We start from the raw sequence: 21,153 nt of genomic DNA on the forward strand, positions 1-21,153 counted from the left end.
AAACGCCCGGACCCATCCCGAACCCGGAAGCTAAGCCTACCAGCGCCGATGATACTACCCACACGGGTGGAAAAGTAGGACACCGCCGAACACAAATTGAAGTCCTTTGCCCCCCAATTCTATTGGGGGGCAAAGGCATTTCCGGGGCAAATAGATCAGTCGAACAATGTCGGGCAAACCGAGGCTTTCTGCCTCTCCATATCGAGAAGTGCCCGCTTTCTTTCCAATCCACCGCCATATCCGGTGAGGCTGCCATTCGCCCCGATGACCCGATGGCAAGGCACGACGATGCCGATCGGATTGTGGCCGTTCGCCAGGCCGACGGCGCGCGATGCGTTGGGGGCGCCCAGCTGGCCTGCGATCTGCCCGTACGAACGAGTCTCGCCGTAGGGGATCGTCAGCAATGCCGACCACACCCTGCGCTGGAACGTCGTCCCGACCAGGTCCAGCTCCAGGTCGAACTCGGTGCGCTCCCCGCGGAAGTACTCCTCGAGCTGCTCGACGGCGTCGGGGAACGCGGCGTCATCGCGTTGCCAATCGTCCCGATTCGGTTCGTAAGTCTGATCGACCATCCGCAGGTGCCTCAGCCGTCCCGCCGTGCCTGCGAGCGTCAGCTTGCCGACGGGACTGTGCATCGTCCGATAGCGCAGGTGTTGCATCATCTCTCCTTGGGTGGCCAGTGGTTGACCGCGTGGTCGAGTGCGGTCCAAAGGTGTTGGGTGGCATAGGAGCGCCACGGCCGCCAGCTGCTACTGCGTTCGACGAGAAGCCTCAGTGTCGCCGGCAGTCCGAGCTGCCGTGCGGCGACCGCCACACCCAGGTCGGTCACCGGGAATGCGTCCGGATCGCCGAGGCCCCGCATCGCGATCATCTCCGCGGACCAGGGGCCGATCCCGGGCAGCTCGAGCAGTTGGTTCCGCGCCGCGTTCCAGTCACACCCGGAATCGAGCACGACGTCCCCGTCGTTCAACGCGGCGATCAGCGAAGCCAGCGACCGCTGCCGGGATTTCGGGAACGCCAGGTGCCGCACGTCGATGTCGGAAAGGTCGGCGGCCGCGGGAAATACGTGTGTCAGTCCCCCATCAGCGTCGTTGATCGTGCTGCCGTAGGCCGTCACGATCCGTCCGGCGTGGGTGCGCGCCGCCTCCATCGACACCTGTTGGCCCAGCACCACCCGGATGGCGAGCTCGTGCTCGTCGACGGTCCGCGGAATGCGCTGCCCGGGTGCCTTCGCGATCAGCACGCCGAGTCCCTCGTCGGCGCTGAGGGCGTCGACAATGGCCTCGGGGTCGGCGTCCAGGTCGAGCAGCCGACGACATCGGGCGATCGCCGCCGACAGGTCGCGAAAATCGTCCACCACCAGACGGCACCGCACGTGATCGGGGTGAGGTCGCAGGCTGACGATTCCGGTGCCGTGCGGCAGTCGTAGCGTCCGCCGATACGCCCCGCCACGCACTTCCTCGACGCCCGGGACGGCGCTGGCCGCGAGATGGCCGAAAAGCCCCTCGTAGGAGAACGGAGTCCGCACCGGAAGCCGCAACGACATCACGCCGGTGCGGACGGTGTCGTCGCGGTCGAATCGTGTTCGAGCCCTTTGGCGTAGCGATGTCGGCGTGAGGTCGCACACCGTGCGTACGGTGTCGTTGAACTGGCGGATGCTGGAGAAGCCTGCCGCGAAGGCGACGTCGCCGAATGGCATGTCGGTGGTCTCGATCAGTACGCGTGCCATCTGGCTCCGCTGTGCCCTGGCCAGCGCCAGCGGGGCCGCCCCGACCTCCGCGTGCATGAGCCGCTCGAGCTGGCGCACGGTGTATCCCACCCGGCCCGCCAACCCGGTGACGCCCTCGCGGTCCACGGTGCCATCGGCGATCAGGCGCATCGCCCGGGCGACGACGTCGCCGCGCACATTCCATTCGGGGGAACCTGGTGAGGCGTCCGGCCTGCATCGTTTGCACGCGCGGAACCCGGCGCGCTGGGCAGCCGCCGCCGTGGGATAGAAACGCATGTTGCGGGCGTAGGGGGGCCGGACCGGGCAGCTGGGCCTGCAGTAGATCCTCGTGGTGAGGACCGCGGTGACGAACCAGCCGTCGAACCGCGCGTCCTTGGCCTGCACGGCTCGGTAGCAGCGGTCGAAGTCGGTGTGCATGACATCGACAATTACACGTGGCCTCCGACATCACTGGCGGAAAACCGACATGGTCGTCGCGATGTCCCCGGCCAACGGAGCAGCGGCGGCTGCCCACCCCGGATCTTCATCAGAAACGGCGGCGGTCAGGCCCCTGTTCTAGGATCCAGGTGCTGCCGCACCGCCGACGCACTGTCGGCCGTCAACGCCCACCCCGCGGCCGCGGTCGCTCGACGACTGTCCAGTGCGCGGACCGCCTCCTTGGTGGTCGCGATCGCCGGCGGGGTGACCGACAGCGCGTCGACGCCCAACCCGATCAACAGCCCCGTCGCACGTTCGTCGGCGGCGAACTCACCGCACACTGACACCGACGCGTGGCCGGCCGCACCTCGGCAGGTGCTGCGGATCAGCGCCAGCAGGCCCGGGTCGAACGTGTCACCGATCCCGGCCACCGCATCGTTGTTGCGGTCCGCGGCCAGTGCGTACTGGGTGAGGTCGTTGGTGCCGATCGAGAGGAAGTCGACGTGCCGGGCGAAGGCGGCGGCCTTGAGCGCCGCGGCGGGCACCTCGACCATCATCCCGACCTCCAGATCCGCCGGACAGGGCCGCCCGGTCGCCGCGAGCGCCTCGTCGAGCAGGCGGCGGGCGGCGAACAACTCGTCGAGGGTGCTCACCATCGGGAACATCACGCTGACCGGAGTCTGCTGCGCCACCCGGGCTATCGCCACCAGTTGATCGGACAGTAGCTGCGGATGGTGCAGGGACAGCCGGATGCCGCGCACCCCGAGGAACGGGTTCATCTCTGCCGGGGTGGGCAGGAAGTCCAACGGCTTGTCCCCACCGACGTCCAAGGTGCGCAGCGTGATTCGCCTGCCGTCCATCGATTCGGCGATCTTGCGGTACACCGCGGTCTGTTCCTCGACGTCCGGCGCAACCGGCCGGCCGAGGAACAGGAACTCGGTACGGATCAGGCCTGCGTAATCGGCGCCGGCCGCCACGGCGGCCCTCGCGTCGTCCACCGAACCGAGATTCGCCCCGACCGGCACGATCACCCCATCGGTGGTGATCGCCGGTTCGGTCGCCCTCGCCCTGGCGGTGCGCTGCCGAAGCGCCAGCGCCGCCACCCGGTCACCGAACTGCCGCCGGATGTCCTCGGGTGGGTCGACGATGAACTCACCGCTGGTGCCGTCCACCGCGACCACGGTGCCCTCGGCGATGCCGAGGAGGGCGGGGCCCGCGCCGACGACAGCGGGAATGCCCTTGGCGCGCAGCAGGATGACGTTGTGCGAGTGCGGGCTGCCGAAGGCCAGCACGACGGCGGCCACCTGGTCGGGCACGAGCTCGGCGGCTTCGGCCGGCGTGAGGTCGGCCGCGACGAGAATCCCGGTGGTGTCCACCGCCGCGACCGCCGAGCCGAGCATGGCCCGCAACACCTGGTCACCCACCGCGGTGACATCCTCGGCCCTGGCCTTCAGATACGGATCGGGCAGCGCCGTGAACTCCGCCGCCACGTCGGTCACCGCCGCCGACCAGGCCGCCACCGCCGACTCGCCGGCGTTGATGCGGGCGCGGACCCCGTCGAGCAGCTCGGTGTCGTCGAGCAGCAGTTGGTGCGCGTCGAAGATCGACGCCTCGGCTTCGCCGACCTCTCGCGCGGTCCGGGTGCGCAGCTGGCCGATGGTGCGCCGAACACCCGCGATGGCCTTGCTCACCCGTCGCCATTCGGCGGTCGGGTCTTCGGCGGCGGTGTCCGGAATCGCGATCGGCCGCTTTTGCGCGGAGCGGGCCGGCCCGATCCCGAGACCGGGGGAGGCGCCGATCGGAGCCTGAGCTCCAACGGGCTCGGCGGTGGTGACCGAGGGCTCGCTGAGTGGCTCATCGAAATGCCGGGCCGCCAGCGCGAGGATGTGGTCGAGTGTCTCGGCGGCCTGGCTGCCGGAGACACGCACCTCGACCTCGTGACCGCTTCGCACGCCCAGCGTCGCGATCTTGGAAAGACTTCCCGCACCAACCCATTCCGAGTTCGTCGAGCGGTTGCGGATGAACGCCCGGGCATCTCGCCTGCGCGCCTCCTGGACGAGGCGGGCCGCGGGCCTGGCATGTAGCCCGTGCGGATTGGCGACAACAAAGCTGCCGGTCAGTTCACCGGCCTCGGCGGGGGCTTCGACGGTTGAAACGGTCGCCGGCGCCGGATCCAGATGGCCGATCTTGCCGGCCAGCGCGCCGGTCGCCTCGGCCACGACCTCGGCGGCCGACGACCCGCCGGCTGCCGCGACGGCTGCGACCACCAGACCCTCCACCAACGGGGCCGGGCACAGCACCACGCGCTCACGGAGGTCGTCGTCGAGCAGGTCGAGGGCGAGTTCGGCCGACAGCACGGCACTTCCGAGGTCCATCAGCACCACCACGCCGGCGCCCTGGTCGGCCGCGGTGATGGCCTCGACGATCTGCGTGGCGTCGGTACCGAAGGTGGTGTCGTCGAGTCCGGCGGCGATGGTGATCTTCAACTGTCTGCCGTGCACCATCTCCTGCGCAAGCCCGACGGCCGCTCGCGCCAGCGCTCGGCTGTGGGAGACGACGACGAGTCCGACCAACCCGGCGGCGGTCATCCGCCCACTCCGAAAACTTTTGCCGCAGCGGTGATCAGCATCGCCGAGGAGGTCGCGCCCGGATCGATGTGTCCGACGCTGCGCTGCCCGAGGTAGCTCGCTCTGCCCTTGCGCGCGACCATCGATTCCGTGGCCTCGCGACCCTGGTCGGCGGCCGCCGCTGCCTCGCGCAGGGCGGTCGCGAGGGCTGCGCCCGACGCCAGCGCACCGTCGAGGGCGTCCAGCGCGGGTGCCAGCGCGTCGAACATCGTCTTGTCGCCTGCCTCGGCCCGGCCGCGTGCGACCACGCCGTCGACGCCGGCACGCAGTGCCTTCGCCAACTCGGTTGCGCCCGCGGAGCCGGCACCGAAGGCCGTCGCCATCCGGAGAAACAGCGTCCCGTACAGCGGTCCGCTGGCGCCGCCGACCGAACTTACCAATGTCATGCCGACTTTCTTGAACAGCGCGGGCAGGTCGGCGGGCGGCGCTTCGTCGAGCGCTGCGATGACGGCGGACATTCCCCGGTCCATGTTGATTCCATGGTCGGCGTCACCGATCGCCGCGTCGAGATCGCTGAGGTACTGGGCGTTCTCGGCGATCACCCGCGCGAACTCGCGCAGCCATTCGGTGACGACGGTGGTGTCGATGTCCTGGTCGGCGCTCATTCAGCAGCCCTTTCGCAGTGCGGGGGTGTTGACCGGGTGATCCCACAGGCGCAACAGGTCGTCGTCGGTGCGCAGCAGGGTGACCGAGCAGCCCGCCATGTCCAGGCTGGTGATGTAGGGCCCGACCAGCGACCGGGCCACCGTCACGCCGGCCTTCTCCAGGATCGCCGCGATCTCGGAGTACATGACGTAGAGCTCGAGCGGCGGCGTCGCGCCCATGCTGTTGACGAACAGGATGACACCCGTGCCGGAGGCGCCGTCGGCGAAGTCGAGATCCGCGAGGATGGGCTCGAGCAGCAGCTCGGCGACCGCCCGCGCCGATTGCAGTGGGAGCCGCTGCCGGCCGGGCTCGCCGTGGATTCCGATGCCGAGTTCGATCTGGTCTTCGGGCAGATCGAAAGTGGGATGGCCGACGGCCGGGACCGTGCACGACGTGAGCGCCACTCCCATGCTGCGGGCGGAGTCGTTGACCCGCCGGGCGACGCCCACCACTTCGGCGAGGCTGCGGCCCTCATCGGCCGCGGCTCCGGCCAGCTTCTCCACCAGCACCGTCGCCCCGACGCCGCGGCGGCCGGCGGTGTACGTGCTGTCCTGCACCGCGACATCGTCGTCGACGATGATCGACCGGACGTCGATGCCTTCGTCCTGGGCCAGTTCGGCGGCCATCTCGAAGTTCATCACGTCGCCGGTGTAGTTCTTCACGATGTGTAGGACGCCGGCGCCGCCGTCGACGGTCTTGGTCGCCTCCAGCATCTGGTCGGGCACCGGCGAGGTGAAGATCTCGCCTGCGCATGCCGCGTCCAGCATGCCCGCGCCGACGAAGCCGCCGTGTAGCGGTTCGTGGCCCGAACCGCCGCCGGAGACAAGCGCGACCTTGCCCGACACCGGGGCGTCACCGCGATAGATGATCCGGTTGGTGTGGTCGACGCGCAGACCCGGGTGGGCAAGTGCCATGCCGCGCAATGCTTCTGCGACGACATCACCGGGGTCGTTGATGAGCTTCTTCATGGCGGTGGCTCCTCAGGCTGCGCTGGTGGTCTGGGGGGTGGGCTCGGCGGGCACGGTGACCGGGTCCGCGGATGCGGAATCGGTGCGGGTGCGGGAGATCGCGACGTAGGTCAGGGCGGCGACGATGCCGGCGAGGAACTCCGCGCCGAGGTAGACCGGAAGCTGGCCCCACGACACCTCCCCGCCGGCGAGTTGCTGGATGAACATCGGCCCGAAGGTGCGGGCCGGGTTGATCGAGGCTCCGGTCGTGGGCGCGACGGGGATGATCGCGGCGAAGACCACCAGGCCGATCGCCACCCCGGCGAACCCCGCCGACGCCTTGCGATGGATCACGCCGAACACGGTGAACACGAGAATGAACGTACCCACGAACTCGGCGAAAAAGGCCTGGATTGCCGGGGTTTCACCGGAGTAGGCGGCCACGCCGAGGCCGACATCGCTGGCGGCCATGCCGAGTACCCCGATGATCGCGGCCGCACCGGCGATGGCGCCGACGACCTGCGCGCCGATGTAGGCGGGTACCCGCGCCCAGGAGAATTTACCGGTGACGGCCAGGCCGATGGTGACCGCGGGGTTGATGTGGTTGCCGGAGATGTGGCCCAGCGCGTAGATCGTCGCCACCACGATGGTGGCGAACGCGAAGGAGATCATCCCCAGGTCCGCCATCGTGAACGGGGCGTCACCGTTGACGATGAGGGTGGCGGGCACGGCACCGACGCCGATGAACACCAGGAAGGCGGTGCCGAGTGCTTCTGCCACGAGCATCTGCGGGAGTGAAGGCTCGTCCATACTTGCTCTCCTCTGAGTCGGCACGAGTCGCCGGAACTGTGACAACTGCCGTTCACCTGTCGGCGATATCGGATTGCATTCGATAATGTCGAATGTGATCTGGACCATACGCTTATGCTTCGAGGGGCACAAGGGGTGCGCTCGACAGAAAGCGGGAGTAGATGATCCAGGCGGTCGATCGGGCGCTACGCATCCTCACCGTGCTGCAGGGTGGGCGGAGGATGAGCCTGGGGGAGATCGCGGCGGCGATCGACCTGGCACCGTCGACCGTGCACGGGCTGATCCGCACCCTGCTCGCGCATGGGATGGTCCAGCAGGAAGTCGATTCGGGGCGTTACCGTCTCGGTCCGGCGACGCTGCGGTTGGGCAACGTCTACCTGGAGACGCTGGAACTGCGCGCGCGGGTGGCGATCTGGGCCGAGGGGCTGGCGCGGCGAACCGGCTGTGCGGTGCGGACGGCCGTGTTGCTGTTCGACGAGATCGTCGTCGTCGCCCACGAACCCCGACCCGATGGGACCCGCCAGATGCCCGAGGTCGGCATCGTGATCCCCGCCCATGCCAGCGCGCTGGGCAAGGCGCTGTTGGCGTTCGCCGCCGAGGACGTCCCCCCGGGGCCGTTGCGCAGCATGACCGGTGAGACGATCACCGACCACGCGGTGTTGGCCGCGCAACTCGCCACCGTGCGCGCCACCGGCATCGCCGACGAGGTCGAGGAAGCGGTGATCGGTGAATGTGCTTGTGCTGCCGCGGTGTTCGACTCTTCGGGTGAGGCCATCGGAGCGATCGGCCTTGTCGTTCCCGCCGCCAGGTGGCCGATGGAGCCCGCCGACATCGACGCGCTGCGCGACGCTGCACGCACGGTGTCGCGCGAACTCGGTGCCCCGGTGTGGCCGGCGCCCCGCTAGCCGAGGCGGCACGTCGAAGACGAGAGGGCAGCGCGTCAGTCCGCGTTGACGGGGGTGGCGAGCCGGGTCGGCTCGTCGTGGCCGCGCAACGTCACGGTCTCGCCCAGAGTCCAGTGCGCACGCTCGGTTTCGGTCGCATTGCGCACCGCCTCCGCCGAGGCCACCAGTCGCGCGGGCACGTCCTTGGCCAGTTCGCACAGCCGGGCGGCCTCGTTGACCGGTTCACCGATGACCGTGTACTCGAAGCGTTCCCGCGCACCGACGTTGCCCGCGACCACAGTTCCCGCCGCGACGCCGATGCCCGCCTCGCACTCGGGTACCGCCTCGCGGAGGCGTCGGCTGATCTCGCGCGCCGCGGCCAGCGCCTCGTCCTCGGGATGCTGCAAGGACACCGGCGCCCCGAACACCGCCAGCACGGCATCGCCTTCGAACTTGTTCACCAGACCGTGGTACCGGTCGACCTCCTCGACGATCACGGCGAAGAAGCGGTTCAGCAGTTCGACGACCTCGGCCGCCGGCAGGCTGGTGACGAGCTTTGTCGAGCCGATGATGTCGACGAAAATGACTGCGGCGTAGCGGTCTTCGCCGCCCAGCTCGGGCCGCTCCTTCTCCGCCAGCGCCGCGACCTCCCGACCCACGTGACGCCCGAACAGATCGCGCACCCGCTCACGCTCGCGGAGTCCGTGGACCATCGCGTTGAAGCCCCGCTGCAACTGGCCGAGTTCGGTGCCGTCGAAGACGACCAGGTTGGTGTCCAGGTCACCGCGCTCGACCCGATTCAGCGCCGAGCGCACCACGCGGACCGGTGTCACCGTGAGCCAGGCCAGGATCCACATCAGGATGGCCCCGAACAACAGGGCGAACGCGGCCAGGATCATCACCGCGACGGTGAACTGCGTCGGTGTGAGATTGCGCTGCGCCAACGTGATGGCCGCCGCCAGGAAGATGCCGAGCACGGGGACGCCCGATCCGAGCGCCCACACCAGCATCGTGCGGCCCATCAACCCCTCGGCGAACCGCCGCGGCGGTTTACCCGCCTCCAGCGCCTGAGCTGCCACCGGCCGCAGCGCGAACTCGGTGAACAGATAGCAGCTGGCCGAGACGACGATGCCGGGGAAGCTCACGCCCAGCAGCAACTTCGGGATGTACAGGGTGTTCTGCGCCGCGTACAGGGTCGTCAGCACCACCGTCCCGAGACCCCATAGCGCCAACAGGACCCGGGTCAGGCGCCATGGCGCCAGGAAGGTGTTGCGTTGGTCTTCGCGGGTCGGGGCGCGCTCCTCGATGGCCCATCGGACGTTGTTCATCACCCGGCGGGTGGCCCAGAACACGCCGACCACCAGCGCGGTCACCAAGTAGATCGGCACCGCGATGAACGTGATCTTGGCGACCGAGGGATCGAAGACACTCGGAGTGGGAAACGCGACGGTGACCACCAGCATCGCCACGCCGATACCGATGAGATTGGCGATCACCACGAAGACGGTCAGGATGATCTGGATCCGGACCCGTCGGCGGTCTTGGCTTTCGGAGACGCGGCCGAGGATCCAGGAACCGTATTCGGGGGTCGCCGGCACCTTGCCGCTCTGCTTGGTCACCCGTTCCAACACGCGGCCCAACCGCTGTGCCGTCCTGTTCGCGGTCATCGTGGCGCCAGCCTAGTAACCGTGTGGGATCTACAAGCTTGTTCGACCTTTAAGGTGGTTCGGGTGCGTCTCGTGATCGCCCAGTGCACCGTCGACTACATCGGTCGGCTGACCGCCCATCTGCCCACGGCCCGCCGGCTTCTGCTGTTCAAAGCCGACGGTTCGGTCAGCGTGCATGCCGACGACAGGGCCTACAAACCGTTGAACTGGATGTCCCCGCCCTGCTGGGTGGTCGAGGAGGGCGACGGCGCCGCCCGGGTGTGGGTCGTCGAGAACAAGGCGGGCGAACAACTCCGCATCACGGTCGAGGGCATCGAACACGACTCGAGCCACGAGCTCGGTGTCGACCCGGGACTGGTGAAGGACGGTGTCGAGGCCCATCTGCAGGCGTTGCTCGCCGAGCACGTGGAATTGCTCGGCACCGGTTACACGCTGGTCCGTCGCGAGTACATGACGCCGATCGGCCCAGTGGATCTGCTCTGCCGCGACGAACAGGGCCGTTCGGTCGCGGTGGAGATCAAACGGCGTGGCGAGATCGACGGCGTCGAGCAACTCACCCGCTACCTGGAACTGCTCAACCGGGACAGCGTGCTCGCACCGGTGGCCGGTGTGTTCGCCGCCCAGCAGATCAAGCCGCAAGCGCGCACGCTCGCCCTCGATCGCGGGATACGTTGTCTGATCCTCGATTACGACAAGATGCGCGGCATGGACAGCGACGAGTTCCGGCTGTTCTGATGGCGAGGCGTCGTCGGTCGGGGGCCGCGGGGCCGAAAAGGCACAGTGAAAGCCCGCTGCCCGCGACGCGGCGCATCGAGGTGGGCGCCGACGGCTTCGACTACGAGGTCCGGCCGGTGCCTGCGTCGAGAGCGAGCAAGGCCTACCGGTGTCCCGGATGCGACCACGAGATCAGGCCTGGCACAGCGCATGTGGTGGCCTGGCCGGCGGAGGGCCCGGACAACGTCGAGGAGCGGCGGCACTGGCACAGCCCGTGTTGGACGCACCGGGCTACGCGTGGTCCGACCCGCAGATGGTCCTAGTGGTCTGCGCCGTGGTCGGCGGGCTCGACCAGCTCGATCAGCACACCGCCGCCGTCCTTGGGGTGGATGAAGTTGATCCGGGAGTTCGAGGTGCCGCGCCGCGGTGCGTCGTAGATCAGCCGGACGCCCTGCTCGCGCAGTCGATCGCACAGCGCGTCGAGGTCGCTGACCCGGTAGGCGAACTGCTGCAAGCCCGGGCCGCGCTTGTCGAGGAACTTCGCGATGGTCGAGCTGTCGTCGATCGGGGCCATCAGCTGCACCTGGGTGCTGCCGACCGGGGCGCCGCGCACCGACAGCATCGCCTCGCGGATGCCCTGGTCCTCGTTGACCTCTTCGTGCAGCACGATCATGCCGAGGTGGTCGTGGTACCACTTGATCGCCGCGTCCAGATCGGGCACGGCGATGCCCACGTGGTCGATGGCGGTGACCAGCGCGGTGGCCAGCACAGGACGGGCATCAGTCTGCTCGGCGGTCATATCGCAAAGGTAACCTAACGAGATCGGTTTCGAATAGATCGGTGCGGATGTATAGCCTGACGGGAGCCGATTGAAACCCGCTTGGAGGTAGGCATGACGACGTCTGTGATTGTTGCTGGAGCCCGTACGCCGGTCGGCAAGCTGATGGGTTCGCTGAAGGACTTCTCCGCCAGCGATCTGGGGGGCGTCGCCATCGCGGGCGCGCTCGAGAAGGCCTTCCCGGATGTCGAAGATCCGGCGTCGTTGGTCGAGTACGTGATCATGGGTCAGGTGCTCACCGCCGGAGCCGGGCAGATGCCCGCGCGGCAGGCCGCGGTGTCGGGCGGGATCGGCTGGGACGTGCCGGCGCTGACCATCAACAAGATGTGTCTTTCCGGCATCGACGCGATCGCGCTGGCCGACCAGCTGATCCGTGCGGGGGAGTTCGACGTCGTCGTGGCCGGCGGCCAGGAGTCGATGACCAAGGCGCCGCACCTGCTGATGAACAGCAGGTCAGGCTACAAGTACGGGGACGTCACCGTGCTCGACCACATGGCGTACGACGGCCTGTACGACGTGTTCACCGACCAGCCCATGGGGGCGTTGACCGAACAGCGCAACGACGTCGATCAGTTCACCCGCGCCGAGCAGGACGAGTTCGCCGCGGCGTCGCACCGGAAGGCGGCCACCGCCTGGAAGAACGGCGTCTACGCCGACGAGGTGGTCCCGGTGAAGATCCCGCAGCGCAAAGGCGATCCCATCGAGTTCACCGAGGACGAGGGCATCCGGGCCGACACCACCGCGGATTCACTGGCGGGGCTCAAGCCCGCATTCCGTAAGGACGGCACGATCACCGCGGGCTCGGCTTCCCAGATCTCGGACGGTGCATGCGCCGTGGTGGTGATGAACAAGGCGAAAGCCGAAGAGCTGGGACTGTCGTGGCTTTGCGAAATCGGTGCCCACGGTGTGGTTGCCGGGCCCGATTCGACACTGCAGAGCCAGCCTGCCAACGCGATCCGCAAGGCCGTGGCCAAGGAAGGCATCAGTCTCGACGACCTCGATGTCATCGAGATCAACGAGGCATTCGCGGCCGTCGCGCTCGCCTCGGCCCGGGAGTTGGGTCTGGACGAGCAGACGATGGAGGCCAAGGTCAACACCGACGGTGGCGCCATCGCGATCGGACACCCGATCGGCATGTCCGGCGCCAGGATCACCCTGCATGCGGCGCTCGAGTTGGCGCGCCGCGGCTCCGGTTACGCGGTGACCGCGCTCTGCGGTGCAGGCGGTCAGGGCGACGCCCTGATTCTCCGGCGCCCCTGACAGCGGCATCGATCAACGACGCGGCGTAGTAGCCAGCCGGGCGGTCGGGCACAATGGCAGCCATGACAAGCACATTCGACGTTCGCAGCGCGGCGAGTTGGTTTCGATTGATCGCGTTCGCGGAGGCGGTCAGCTGGGTCGGTCTGCTGATCGGCATGTACTTCAAGTACCTGGCCTCCCGGCCCACCGAGGTCGGGGTGAAGGTGTTCGGTCCCGTGCACGGGGGGATCTTCGTCGCCTTCGTCGCCGCGGCCCTACTGGTCGGTATCGCGCACCGGTGGGGAATCGGCACATGGTTGCTGGCGTTGCTGGGCAGTATCGTGCCCCTCGGCAGTGTGATTTTCCTCATATGGGCTGATCGGACCGGACGAATGGAACCTGCTGCGGTCCCCGCGGGGGTCGTGGCGGCCAATCGCGCAGGCGCGGTGCCAGGCACCGCGCAACCAGGGCGGCCGGTACCCGAAACAACGTGACAGACTTGTCCGCGTGACTCGTCCTCGACCCCCAATTGCGCCTGCCATGGCCGGTGCAGTCGACCTGTCGGCACTCAAGCAGCGGGCCGCCGCTCCCGCTCACAGCCCAGCACCGCCCGGTGCCGGCTCGGGCACCCCCGGCGGCGTCGAGATCACCGAGGCGAACCTCGAAGCCGAGGTGCTGGCCCGCTCCAACGAGGTACCCGTGGTGGTGCTGTTGTGGTCGCCGCGCAGCGACTCGAGCATCCAGCTCGTCGAGGTGCTCGCCGGTCTCGCCGCCGCCGATGGACCGAAGTGGTCGCTGGCGACGGTGAACGTCGACACCGTGCCGCGGGTGGCCCAGATGTTCGGCGTCCAGGCGGTTCCGACTGTGGTGGCGCTGGCGGCCGGCCAACCGCTGTCGAGCTTCCAGGGGGTGCAACCGCCCGACCAGCTGCGACGGTGGATCGACTCACTGCTCGATGCGACAGCCGGGAAGCTCAGCGGCGGGGGAGAAACCGACCAGCCCGAACAACTCGACCCGGAGGTCGAGCAGGCCCGCGCGCATCTCGACAACGGCGACTTCGACGCCGCCCGCGCCGCATACCAGGCGATCCTGGACGCCGATCCCAACCACGCCGAGGCCAAGGGCGCGGTCCGCCAGATCGGTTTCCTCCAGCGGGCGACCACTCATCCCACGGATGCCGTGGCGATCTCCGATGCCGCACCGGACGACATCGACGCGGCATTCGCCGCCGCTGACGTCGAGATCCTGGCGCAGGACGTCGCAGCCGCCTTTCGGCGGCTGACCGCCCTGGTCAAGCGCACTGCGGGCGACGACCGCACGAAGGTGCGGACCCGCCTGATCGAGCTGTTCGACCTCTTCGACCCCGCCGATCCCGAGGTGATCGCGGGCCGCCGCAATCTGGCCAACGCGCTGTACTGACCGTTCGGCGGTGGGGGCCTAGGGCCTCTCGGGCTCGAACCACAGCGCGGACAGCGGCGGCAACACCATCACCGCCGATGCCGGCCTGCCATGCCACGGTTCGTCGGTCGCCTCGATGGCGCCGTAGTTGCCGATGCCCGAACCGTGGTAGCTGTCGGAATCGGTATTGAGCACCTCACGCCATATACCCGCGTGCGGCAGGCCCAGCCGGTAGCGCGAGTGCTCGGAGCCGGAGAAGTTGAAGACGCACGCCATCATCGAGCCGTCATCGCCGAACCGCAGGAAGCTCAACACGTTGTTGGCCGAGTCGTTGGCGTCGATCCAGGAGTAGCCCTCCGGCTGCGTATCCCGCGACCACAGCGCCCGGCTGCGGCGGTAGACACCGTTGGCGTCCGACAGCATCCGCAGAATCCCGTCCGAGAAACCCCCCTCGTCGAGCTGATACCAGTCGACCCCACGCTCCTCCGACCACTCGGCACGCTGACCGAACTCCTGGCCCATGAAGAGCAACTGCTTTCCGGGGTGCGCCCACTGGTAAGCGAGCAGACTGCGGATACCGGCGGCCTTCATGTGGTCGTTGCCGGGCATCCGGCCCCACAGCGTGCCCTTGCCGTGCACCACCTCGTCGTGGCTGATGGGGAGCACGAAGTTCTCGCTGAACGCGTACAGCAGGGAGAACGTCAACTCGTGGTGATGGTAACTGCGGTGGATCGGATCACGCTTGATGAATTCGAGCGTGTCGTTCATCCAGCCCATGTTCCACTTCATCGAAAAGCCAAGGCCGCCAAGGTTGGTCGGGCGAGTGACGCCCGGCCAGGAGGTCGACTCCTCGGCGATGGTGACGATGCCGGGGTTGATCTTGTGGACGGTGGCGTTCATCTCCTGCAGGAACTGCACCGCCTCGAGGTTCTCCCGGCCACCGTGGATGTTCGCTGTCCAGCCACCCTCGGGCCGCGAGTAGTCCAGGTACAGCATCGACGCCACGGCGTCCACCCGTAGACCGTCGATGTGGTACTCCTGCAACCAGTACAGGGCGTTGGCGACCAGGAAGTTGCGGACCTCCGCCCGACCGAAGTCGAAAACATAAGTGCCCCAGTCCAGCTGCTCGCCACGTCGCGGGTCGGCGTGCTCGTAGAGCGCGGTGCCGTCGAAGCGGCCGAGCGCCCACGCGTCCTTCGGGAAGTGCGCAGGCACCCAGTCCACCAGCACGCCGATACCGGCCCGGTGCAGGGTGTCGACGAGATGGCGGAACTCGTCGGGCGTGCCGAACCGTGACGACGGTGCGTAGTAGGAGGTGACCTGGTAACCCCACGATCCGCCGAACGGGTGCTCTGCGACGGGCAGCATCTGGACATGGGTGAAACCGTGCTCGACCACGTACTGCGTGAGTTGGTCGGCCAGTTCGGTGTAGCTGAGCCCGGGTCGCCACGACCCGAGGTGGACCTCGTAGGTACTCATCGGCTCGAACACCGGGTTGCGCAACGTGCGGCCGGCCATCCAGTCGTCGTCGGCCCAGGTGTACTCGCTGCGGGTGACCTTCGACGCGGTCTGCGGCGGCACCTCGGTGGCGAACGCCATCGGGTCCGCGCGTTCGGTGACCACGCCGTCGGCGCCGTGCACCCGCAACTTGTAGAGCCCGCCCACCGGGAAGCCGGGCCAGAACAGCTCCCACACTCCCGTCGAGCCGAGCGCGCGTAGTTGCGCTTCGACACCGTCCCAGTGGTTGAACTCCCCGATCAGGCTGATGCCCTTGGCATTCGGTGCCCAGACCGCGAAGGACACACCTTCGACGACACCGTCGGGGGTGGTGAAACTCCGTGGATGGGCACCGAGCACCTCCCAGAGGCGTTCGTGTCGCCCCTCGGAGAACAGGTGCAGGTCGATCTCGCCGAGGGTGGGCAGGAACCGGTAGGCATCGGCGACGGTGTGCACGTGCGGGCTCTGGCCACCGGTGTCGTAGCTGATCTCCAGGCGGTAGTCCACCAGGTCGGTGAACGGCAACGCGACGGCGAACAATCCGGCCTCGACGTGCTCGAAGCGGTGGCGCTTGCCGCCGATCACCGCGTCCACCGCCACGGCGTGCGGGCGATAGGCACGGATGACCGTGTGGTCGCCGTACTCGTGGGCGCCGAGCACCGAGTGCGGATCGTGGTGGTCGCCCGCCAGGATGCGGTTGAGGTCGGCGGTGTGCGGCCGCAGGTGCGGGCTCTCGGCCTGGTGGGTCAGGTTGGACGCTTTGGTCATGTCGTCACTCCCTACGCAGTAGGTTCAGTCGTTCGTCGGCGGGTACCTGGGGCATGTTCAGCACGTGTGCCACCGCCCGGGCGGGCTCGAGTCGCACGTAATTGCTCTGGCCCCAGTGATATTCGTCCCCGGTGATCTCGTCGCGCACCCAGAAGTGATCCTGCTGGTCCATCCCCAGCGCGCTCATGTCCAGCCACACGGTGCCTTCCTCTGTGCCGAACGGGTTGAGCGTCACCACCACCAGAACCTGGTCCCCGGTGACCGGGTCGAACTTGCTGAAGGCCAGCAGTGCGTCGTTGTCGACGTCGTGGAACGTGATGGTGCGCAGCTGTTGCAGCGCGGGGTGCAGGCGTCGGATCTCGTTGAGCCGGGTCAGGAATGGTTCGAGGGATTCCCCATCGGCCAGCGCGGCGTCGAAATCGCGGGGCCGCAACTCGTACTTCTCCGAGTTGAGGTATTCCTCGCTGCCCTCCCGGACCGCCCGGTGCTCGAAGAGTTCGAATCCGGAGTACACCCCCCACACCGAGCTCATCGTCGCTGCCAGGGCCGCGCGGATCGCGAACATACCCGGCCCGCCGTGCTGCAGGCTCTCGTGCAGGATGTCGGGCGTGTTCACGAACAGGTTGGGGCGCGCGTGGTCAGCGTGCTCGGCGATCTGCTGCCCGAACTCGGTGATCTCCCACTTGGCGGTCCTCCACGTGAAGTACGTGTAGGACTGCGTGAACCCGAGCTTGGCCAGGCCGTAGAGCCGCGCGGGCCGGGTGAAGGCCTCGGCCAGGAACAGGACGTCGGGGTCGATGTTCTTGGCCTCGCCGATCAACCAGGCCCAGAAGTTGGGCGGCTTCGTGTGCGGGTTGTCGACACGGAAGATCTTGACGCCGTGGGACATCCAGAACCGTACGACGCGAAGGACCTCCTCGTAGATGCCCGCGGGGTCGTTGTCGAAGTTCAGCGGGTAGATGTCCTGGTACTTCTTGGGGGGGTTCTCGGCGTAGGCGATGGTGCCGTCGGGCAGCACCGTGAACCACTCCGGGTGGTCGCGCGCCCACGGATGATCCGGCGCGCATTGCAGCGCCAGGTCGAGGGCCACCTCGAGGCCCTCGTCGCGGGCGGCGGCGACGAAGTCGTCGAAATCGTCGATGGTCCCGAGGGCGGGATGCACAGCGTCGTGACCCCCCTCGTGGCTGCCGATCGCCCACGGTGAACCGACGTCGTCGGGGGCCGCGGTGACGCTGTTGTTGCGCCCCTTGCGGTGCACGTAGCCGATCGGATGGATGGGCGGCAGATAGGCGACGTCGAAGCCCATCCTGGCAACCCGCGGCAGCGCCTTGGTCGCGGTCGCGAAGGTGCCGTGCACCGCGTTGCCTGCACTGTCCCAGCCGCCCGTGGACCGGGGGAAGAACTCGTACCAGGAACTGAACTTCGCCTGCGGTCGATCCACCCACACGCCGTGCTGCTCGCCCCGGGTGATGAGTTCGCGCAGCGGGTACTGGTCGATCAGTTCGGTGACCTCGGGCGCCAGTGCCGCGCCTGCCCGCCAGAACGGATCGCCCGGCTCGCGCAGCCTGTCCGCGGCGGCGATCACCGGGTACCGCATCTGACGCGGCACCCCGGTCGCCGCACGTTCCAGCAGCCGCGCTCCCACCAACAGATCGTTGGACAGTTCGCCCTCGCTCTGGCCGGCCTCGAGCTTGGCGACGACGTTCTTGCGCCAGGTGGCGATCGGATCACCCCACCCGTCGACGCGATATGTCCACAGGCCCACCGCATCCGGGCTGAACTGGCCGTGGAAGACGTCGGGGGTGCGGCCCTGGAGCATGGGCGTGGTGAGGGGCCGGACTCGCTGGGTGGGGCTGACCACTTGCTGGATGGGCACGGGTTCGGCGGGGCGCACCCGCCCCGGTGGTTCGTCGGCCAACGGTGGATAAGTGGTGCCGTGATAGCGCACGACCAAGGTGGCCGAGACCGCGTCGTGGCCCTCCCGCCACACCGTCGCGGTCACCGGGACCACCTCGCCGACGACCGCCTTCGCCGGGAACCGTCCACCGGACACCACGGGCTGTACGTCATCGATCTCGATACGACCGGCGGTCACCACAACACTCCTAATAGTCCTGATCACTCACTACACCCTGTGCGGCGGATGCCGCGCGAGCCGTTGTCTGGTCTCGCTCAACTGCCCGGATTTTTCAGCCCTCTCGCGCCTATACCCACCGTAGTGTCAGGCTCAACCCCCCGGCAGGTCGTTGCGTCCACCGTCACGGACGCGGGATTGCGCGCACCGCGCTGTTCCGGGGCGGCGGTCAGTAAGGTGAACTCGCGTGAAAGCTCTCCGCCGGTTCACCGTCCGCGCCCATCTCCCCGAGCGGCTGTCCGCTCTGGAGCGGCTCTCGATCAATCTGCGGTGGTCATGGGACAAACCGACCCAGGACCTGTTCGAGGCCGTCGATCCCGAGATCTGGAAGCACGTCGGATGCGATCCCGTCGCGATGCTCGGGCAGGTCAGCCCGACGAGGGTCGAGGAGCTCGCCCGCGACGAATCGTTCGTCCAGCGTCTCGACGCCCTCGCTGCCGAACTCGACGACTACCTGACCAGGCCGTTGTGGTACCAGCAGCGCGCCGCCGGGACCGGCGAGCCTGCCGGCAACGACGGTGTCGAACCCGACGGTCTGCCCAACGGAATCGCCTACTTCTCGATGGAGTTCGGGGTCGCCGAGGTCCTGCCGAACTACTCCGGTGGTCTGGGGATCCTCGCCGGTGATCACCTGAAGTCCGCTTCGGATCTCGGGCTTCCGTTGATCGCCGTCGGGCTCTGGTACCGGTCCGGATATTTCCGGCAGTCCCTGACCGCTGACGGATGGCAACACGAGACCTACCCGTCGCTGGATCCGCAGGGCCAGCCGCTGCGCCTGCTCACCGACTCCGGGGGCGAGACGGTTCTGGTCGGGCTGGCGTTGCCCGACGGAGCGCAGCTTTCCGCACGCATCTGGATCGCACAGGTGGGCCGAATCCCGTTGCTGCTGCTCGATTCCGACATCCCGGAGAACGACCACGAGCTGCGCGGGGTCACCGACCGCCTCTACGGCGGCGACCAGGAGCACCGGATGAGGCAGGAGATCCTTGCAGGCATCGGTGGGGTGCGGGCGATCCGGGCGTTCACCGAGATCGAGGGTCTGCCGTCGCCCGAGGTGTTTCACATGAACGAGGGTCATGCGGGATTCCTCGGCGCCGAACGCATCCGCGAACTGATCGAGGTCGGACTCGACTTCGACACCGCGCTGACCGTCGTCCGCTCGTCGACGGTCTTCACCACCCACACCCCGGTGCCTGCCGGCATCGACCGGTTCCCGGTGGAGATGGTGGAGCGCTACTTCGGTCCCGAGCCGGGCGGGGCCGGTTCCCGGCTGCTGCCCGGGGTGCCGCTCGAGCGCATCGTGGCCTTCGGCGACGAGGACGACCCGACGAAGTTCAACATGGCTCACATGGGGTTGCGGCTGGCTCAGCGCGCCAACGGCGTGTCGCTGCTGCACGGGCAGGTCAGCCGCGGGATGTTCAACGACCTGTGGCCCGGGTTCGATCAGGCGGAGGTGCCGATCGGCTCGATCACCAACGGTGTGCACGCGCCCACCTGGGCGGCGCCGCAATGGCTGGAATTGGGGCGCGAGGTGCTCGGCAGTGCGGATCTGACCTCGTTGCGTGAGCCCGAGACGTGGGAGGGGATGCACGAGATCGACCCCGAGCGCATCTGGTCGATTCGCTCGCAACTGCGCCAGGCGTTGATCGAGGACGTCCGCGCCCGGTTGCGGCGCTCGTGGCACGAGCGTGGCGCTGCTGACGCCGAATTGGGTTGGATCGCAACCGCTTTCGATCCTGGTGTCCTGACGATCGGATTCGCCCGCCGGGTGCCGACCTACAAGCGTCTGACCCTGATGCTGCGCGATCCGGATCGGTTGACCAAGCTGCTGCTCGACGACGAACGACCGCTCCAGTTGATCGTCGCTGGCAAGGCGCACCCCGCCGACGAAGGGGGGAAGGCGCTGATCCAGCAGGTGGTGCGCTTCGCCGACCGCCCGGAAGTGCGTCACCGCATCGCGTTCCTGCCCGACTACGACATGTCGATGGCCCGCCAGCTCTACTACGGCTGTGACGTCTGGCTGAACAACCCGTTGCGGCCCCTCGAAGCGTGCGGCACCTCCGGCATGAAGAGCGCGCTCAACGGCGGGCTGAATCTGTCGATCCGCGACGGGTGGTGGGATGAGTGGTACGACGGCGAGAACGGATGGGAGATCCCGACCGCCGACGGGCTGGCCGACGAGAACCGGCGCGACGACCTCGAGGCGTCGGCGCTCTACGACCTGCTCGAGCGGTCGGTGACGCCCAAGTTCTACGACCGCGACGAACGCGGCGTTCCGACGCGGTGGGTCGAGATGGTCCGGCACACCCTGCAGGTGCTCGGGCCGAAGGTACTGGCCTCGCGGATGGTGCGTGACTACACCGAGAAGTACTACGTGCCTGCGGCACAGTCGCTGCGGCGGTCGATCGAGCCGGGGCGGTCCAGCGCCGAAGGGTTCGATGCGCCGTGCGGGGCCGCCCGCGAACTCGCGGACTACCGACACCGCGTCGCGCGCGCCTGGCCGCACATCGCGATCACCGACGTCGACAGCTACGGGTTGCCCGACATACCGCTGTTGGGTTCGGAGCTGACGCTGACCGCGCAGGTCCATCTTGCCGGGCTGCAGGCGGACGAGGTCACCGTGCAGGCGGTGCTCGGCCGGGTCGACGCCGGCGACAGGCTCATCGATCCCGTCAAAGTGGCGATGACGCACGCCGGAACCTCCGACAGCGGCAACGAGATCTTCACCGCGACAACGCCGCTGCCCATCACCGGTCCGGTCGGGTACACGGTCCGGGTGCTGCCGCACCACCGGCTACTGGCCGGCGACAACGAGTTCGGACTCGTCGCTCTGGCGTGA

Annotated in this window: 17 protein-coding genes and 1 rRNA gene; 8 read left to right on the forward strand and 10 right to left on the reverse strand. The window is 68.0% G+C overall.

The window, feature by feature from the left end:
• Positions 1-91, forward strand: a 5S ribosomal RNA gene (rrf, locus tag H7I57_RS28770); the annotation flags it as partial.
• Positions 92-155: 64 nt separating this feature from the next.
• On the opposite strand, the gene H7I57_RS28775 is transcribed toward rrf, so the two are convergent.
• From H7I57_RS28775 to H7I57_RS28800, 6 genes are all read right to left on the reverse strand, one after another.
• Positions 156-659, reverse strand: coding sequence for a methylated-DNA--[protein]-cysteine S-methyltransferase (locus H7I57_RS28775; protein ID WP_264027899.1), 504 nt, complete (start codon positions 657-659; stop codon positions 156-158).
• Positions 659-2,146 carry a DNA-3-methyladenine glycosylase 2 family protein gene (locus tag H7I57_RS28780; protein ID WP_264027901.1) on the reverse strand — a complete coding sequence of 496 codons (1,488 nt, stop codon included), beginning with the start codon at positions 2,144-2,146 and terminating at the stop codon, positions 659-661. Before H7I57_RS28780 ends, H7I57_RS28775 begins: the two co-directional genes overlap by 1 nt.
• A gap of 125 nt (positions 2,147-2,271) precedes the next feature.
• Positions 2,272-4,734, reverse strand: coding sequence for a phosphoenolpyruvate--protein phosphotransferase (gene ptsP / locus H7I57_RS28785; RefSeq protein WP_264027903.1), 2,463 nt, complete (start codon positions 4,732-4,734; stop codon positions 2,272-2,274).
• On the reverse strand, positions 4,731-5,378 hold the full coding sequence (gene dhaL / locus H7I57_RS28790) for a dihydroxyacetone kinase subunit DhaL (protein ID WP_264027905.1): 648 nt from the start codon (positions 5,376-5,378) through the stop codon (positions 4,731-4,733). The genes ptsP and dhaL overlap by 4 nt, the downstream gene beginning before the upstream one ends.
• Positions 5,379-6,386 carry a dihydroxyacetone kinase subunit DhaK gene (dhaK, locus tag H7I57_RS28795; RefSeq protein WP_264027906.1) on the reverse strand — a complete coding sequence of 336 codons (1,008 nt, stop codon included), beginning with the start codon at positions 6,384-6,386 and terminating at the stop codon, positions 5,379-5,381.
• Positions 6,387-6,398: 12 nt separating this feature from the next.
• A complete protein-coding gene (locus tag H7I57_RS28800) occupies positions 6,399-7,175 on the reverse strand; it encodes an MIP/aquaporin family protein (RefSeq protein WP_264027907.1) in 777 nt (258 codons plus the stop codon).
• Between the two features lie 161 nt (positions 7,176-7,336).
• Here H7I57_RS28800 and H7I57_RS34005 point away from each other — a divergent pair, with 161 nt between their 5' ends.
• On the forward strand, positions 7,337-8,080 hold the full coding sequence (locus tag H7I57_RS34005) for an IclR family transcriptional regulator (protein ID WP_264027908.1): 744 nt from the start codon (positions 7,337-7,339) through the stop codon (positions 8,078-8,080).
• A 35-nt stretch (positions 8,081-8,115) separates the two neighbouring features.
• On the opposite strand, the gene H7I57_RS28810 is transcribed toward H7I57_RS34005, so the two are convergent.
• Positions 8,116-9,726 carry an adenylate/guanylate cyclase domain-containing protein gene (locus H7I57_RS28810; protein ID WP_264027909.1) on the reverse strand — a complete coding sequence of 537 codons (1,611 nt, stop codon included), beginning with the start codon at positions 9,724-9,726 and terminating at the stop codon, positions 8,116-8,118.
• 63 nt (positions 9,727-9,789) lie between these two features.
• On the opposite strand from H7I57_RS28810, the gene nucS reads away from it, so the two are divergent.
• Both nucS and H7I57_RS28820 read left to right on the forward strand, forming a co-directional pair.
• Positions 9,790-10,461 carry an endonuclease NucS gene (gene nucS / locus H7I57_RS28815; RefSeq protein ID WP_264027910.1) on the forward strand — a complete coding sequence of 224 codons (672 nt, stop codon included), beginning with the start codon at positions 9,790-9,792 and terminating at the stop codon, positions 10,459-10,461.
• Positions 10,461-10,763, forward strand: coding sequence for an Rv1322 family protein (locus H7I57_RS28820; protein ID WP_264027912.1), 303 nt, complete (start codon positions 10,461-10,463; stop codon positions 10,761-10,763). The genes nucS and H7I57_RS28820 overlap by 1 nt, the downstream gene beginning before the upstream one ends.
• Here H7I57_RS28820 and mce read toward each other — a convergent pair.
• The gene (gene mce / locus H7I57_RS28825) at positions 10,760-11,239 is read right to left on the reverse strand and encodes a methylmalonyl-CoA epimerase (RefSeq protein WP_264027913.1); all 480 of its coding nucleotides are present in this window, start codon (positions 11,237-11,239) and stop codon (positions 10,760-10,762) included. The genes H7I57_RS28820 and mce overlap by 4 nt on opposite strands.
• 93 nt (positions 11,240-11,332) lie before the next feature.
• On the opposite strand from mce, the gene H7I57_RS28830 reads away from it, so the two are divergent.
• The 3 genes from H7I57_RS28830 to H7I57_RS28840 are packed head-to-tail and all read left to right on the forward strand — an operon-like array spanning position 11,333 to position 13,936.
• Entirely contained in the window at positions 11,333-12,538 is a 1,206-nt protein-coding gene (locus tag H7I57_RS28830; protein WP_264027914.1) for an acetyl-CoA C-acetyltransferase, read from the forward strand.
• A 53-nt stretch (positions 12,539-12,591) separates the two neighbouring features.
• Positions 12,592-13,011, forward strand: a complete 420-nt coding sequence (locus H7I57_RS28835; protein ID WP_264027915.1) for a DUF3817 domain-containing protein — start codon at positions 12,592-12,594, stop codon at positions 13,009-13,011.
• Positions 13,012-13,024: 13 nt separating this feature from the next.
• Positions 13,025-13,936 (forward strand): tetratricopeptide repeat protein, encoded by a 912-nt coding sequence (locus H7I57_RS28840; RefSeq protein ID WP_264027916.1) that lies wholly within the window; start codon positions 13,025-13,027, stop codon positions 13,934-13,936.
• Between the two features lie 18 nt (positions 13,937-13,954).
• Here the strand turns inward: H7I57_RS28840 and glgB are convergent, their stop codons facing one another.
• Together glgB and H7I57_RS28850 are read right to left on the reverse strand one after the other, a co-directional pair.
• Entirely contained in the window at positions 13,955-16,180 is a 2,226-nt protein-coding gene (gene glgB / locus H7I57_RS28845; RefSeq protein ID WP_264027917.1) for a 1,4-alpha-glucan branching protein GlgB, read from the reverse strand.
• Between the two features lie 4 nt (positions 16,181-16,184).
• Positions 16,185-18,275, reverse strand: coding sequence for an alpha-1,4-glucan--maltose-1-phosphate maltosyltransferase (locus tag H7I57_RS28850; RefSeq protein WP_264027918.1), 2,091 nt, complete (start codon positions 18,273-18,275; stop codon positions 16,185-16,187).
• 226 nt (positions 18,276-18,501) lie between these two features.
• On the opposite strand from H7I57_RS28850, the gene glgP reads away from it, so the two are divergent.
• Entirely contained in the window at positions 18,502-21,153 is a 2,652-nt protein-coding gene (glgP, locus tag H7I57_RS28855; RefSeq protein ID WP_264027927.1) for an alpha-glucan family phosphorylase, read from the forward strand.

The organism is Mycolicibacterium pyrenivorans, from assembly GCF_025821625.1.
Taxonomy (GTDB): Bacteria; Actinomycetota; Actinomycetes; order Mycobacteriales; family Mycobacteriaceae; genus Mycobacterium; species Mycobacterium pyrenivorans.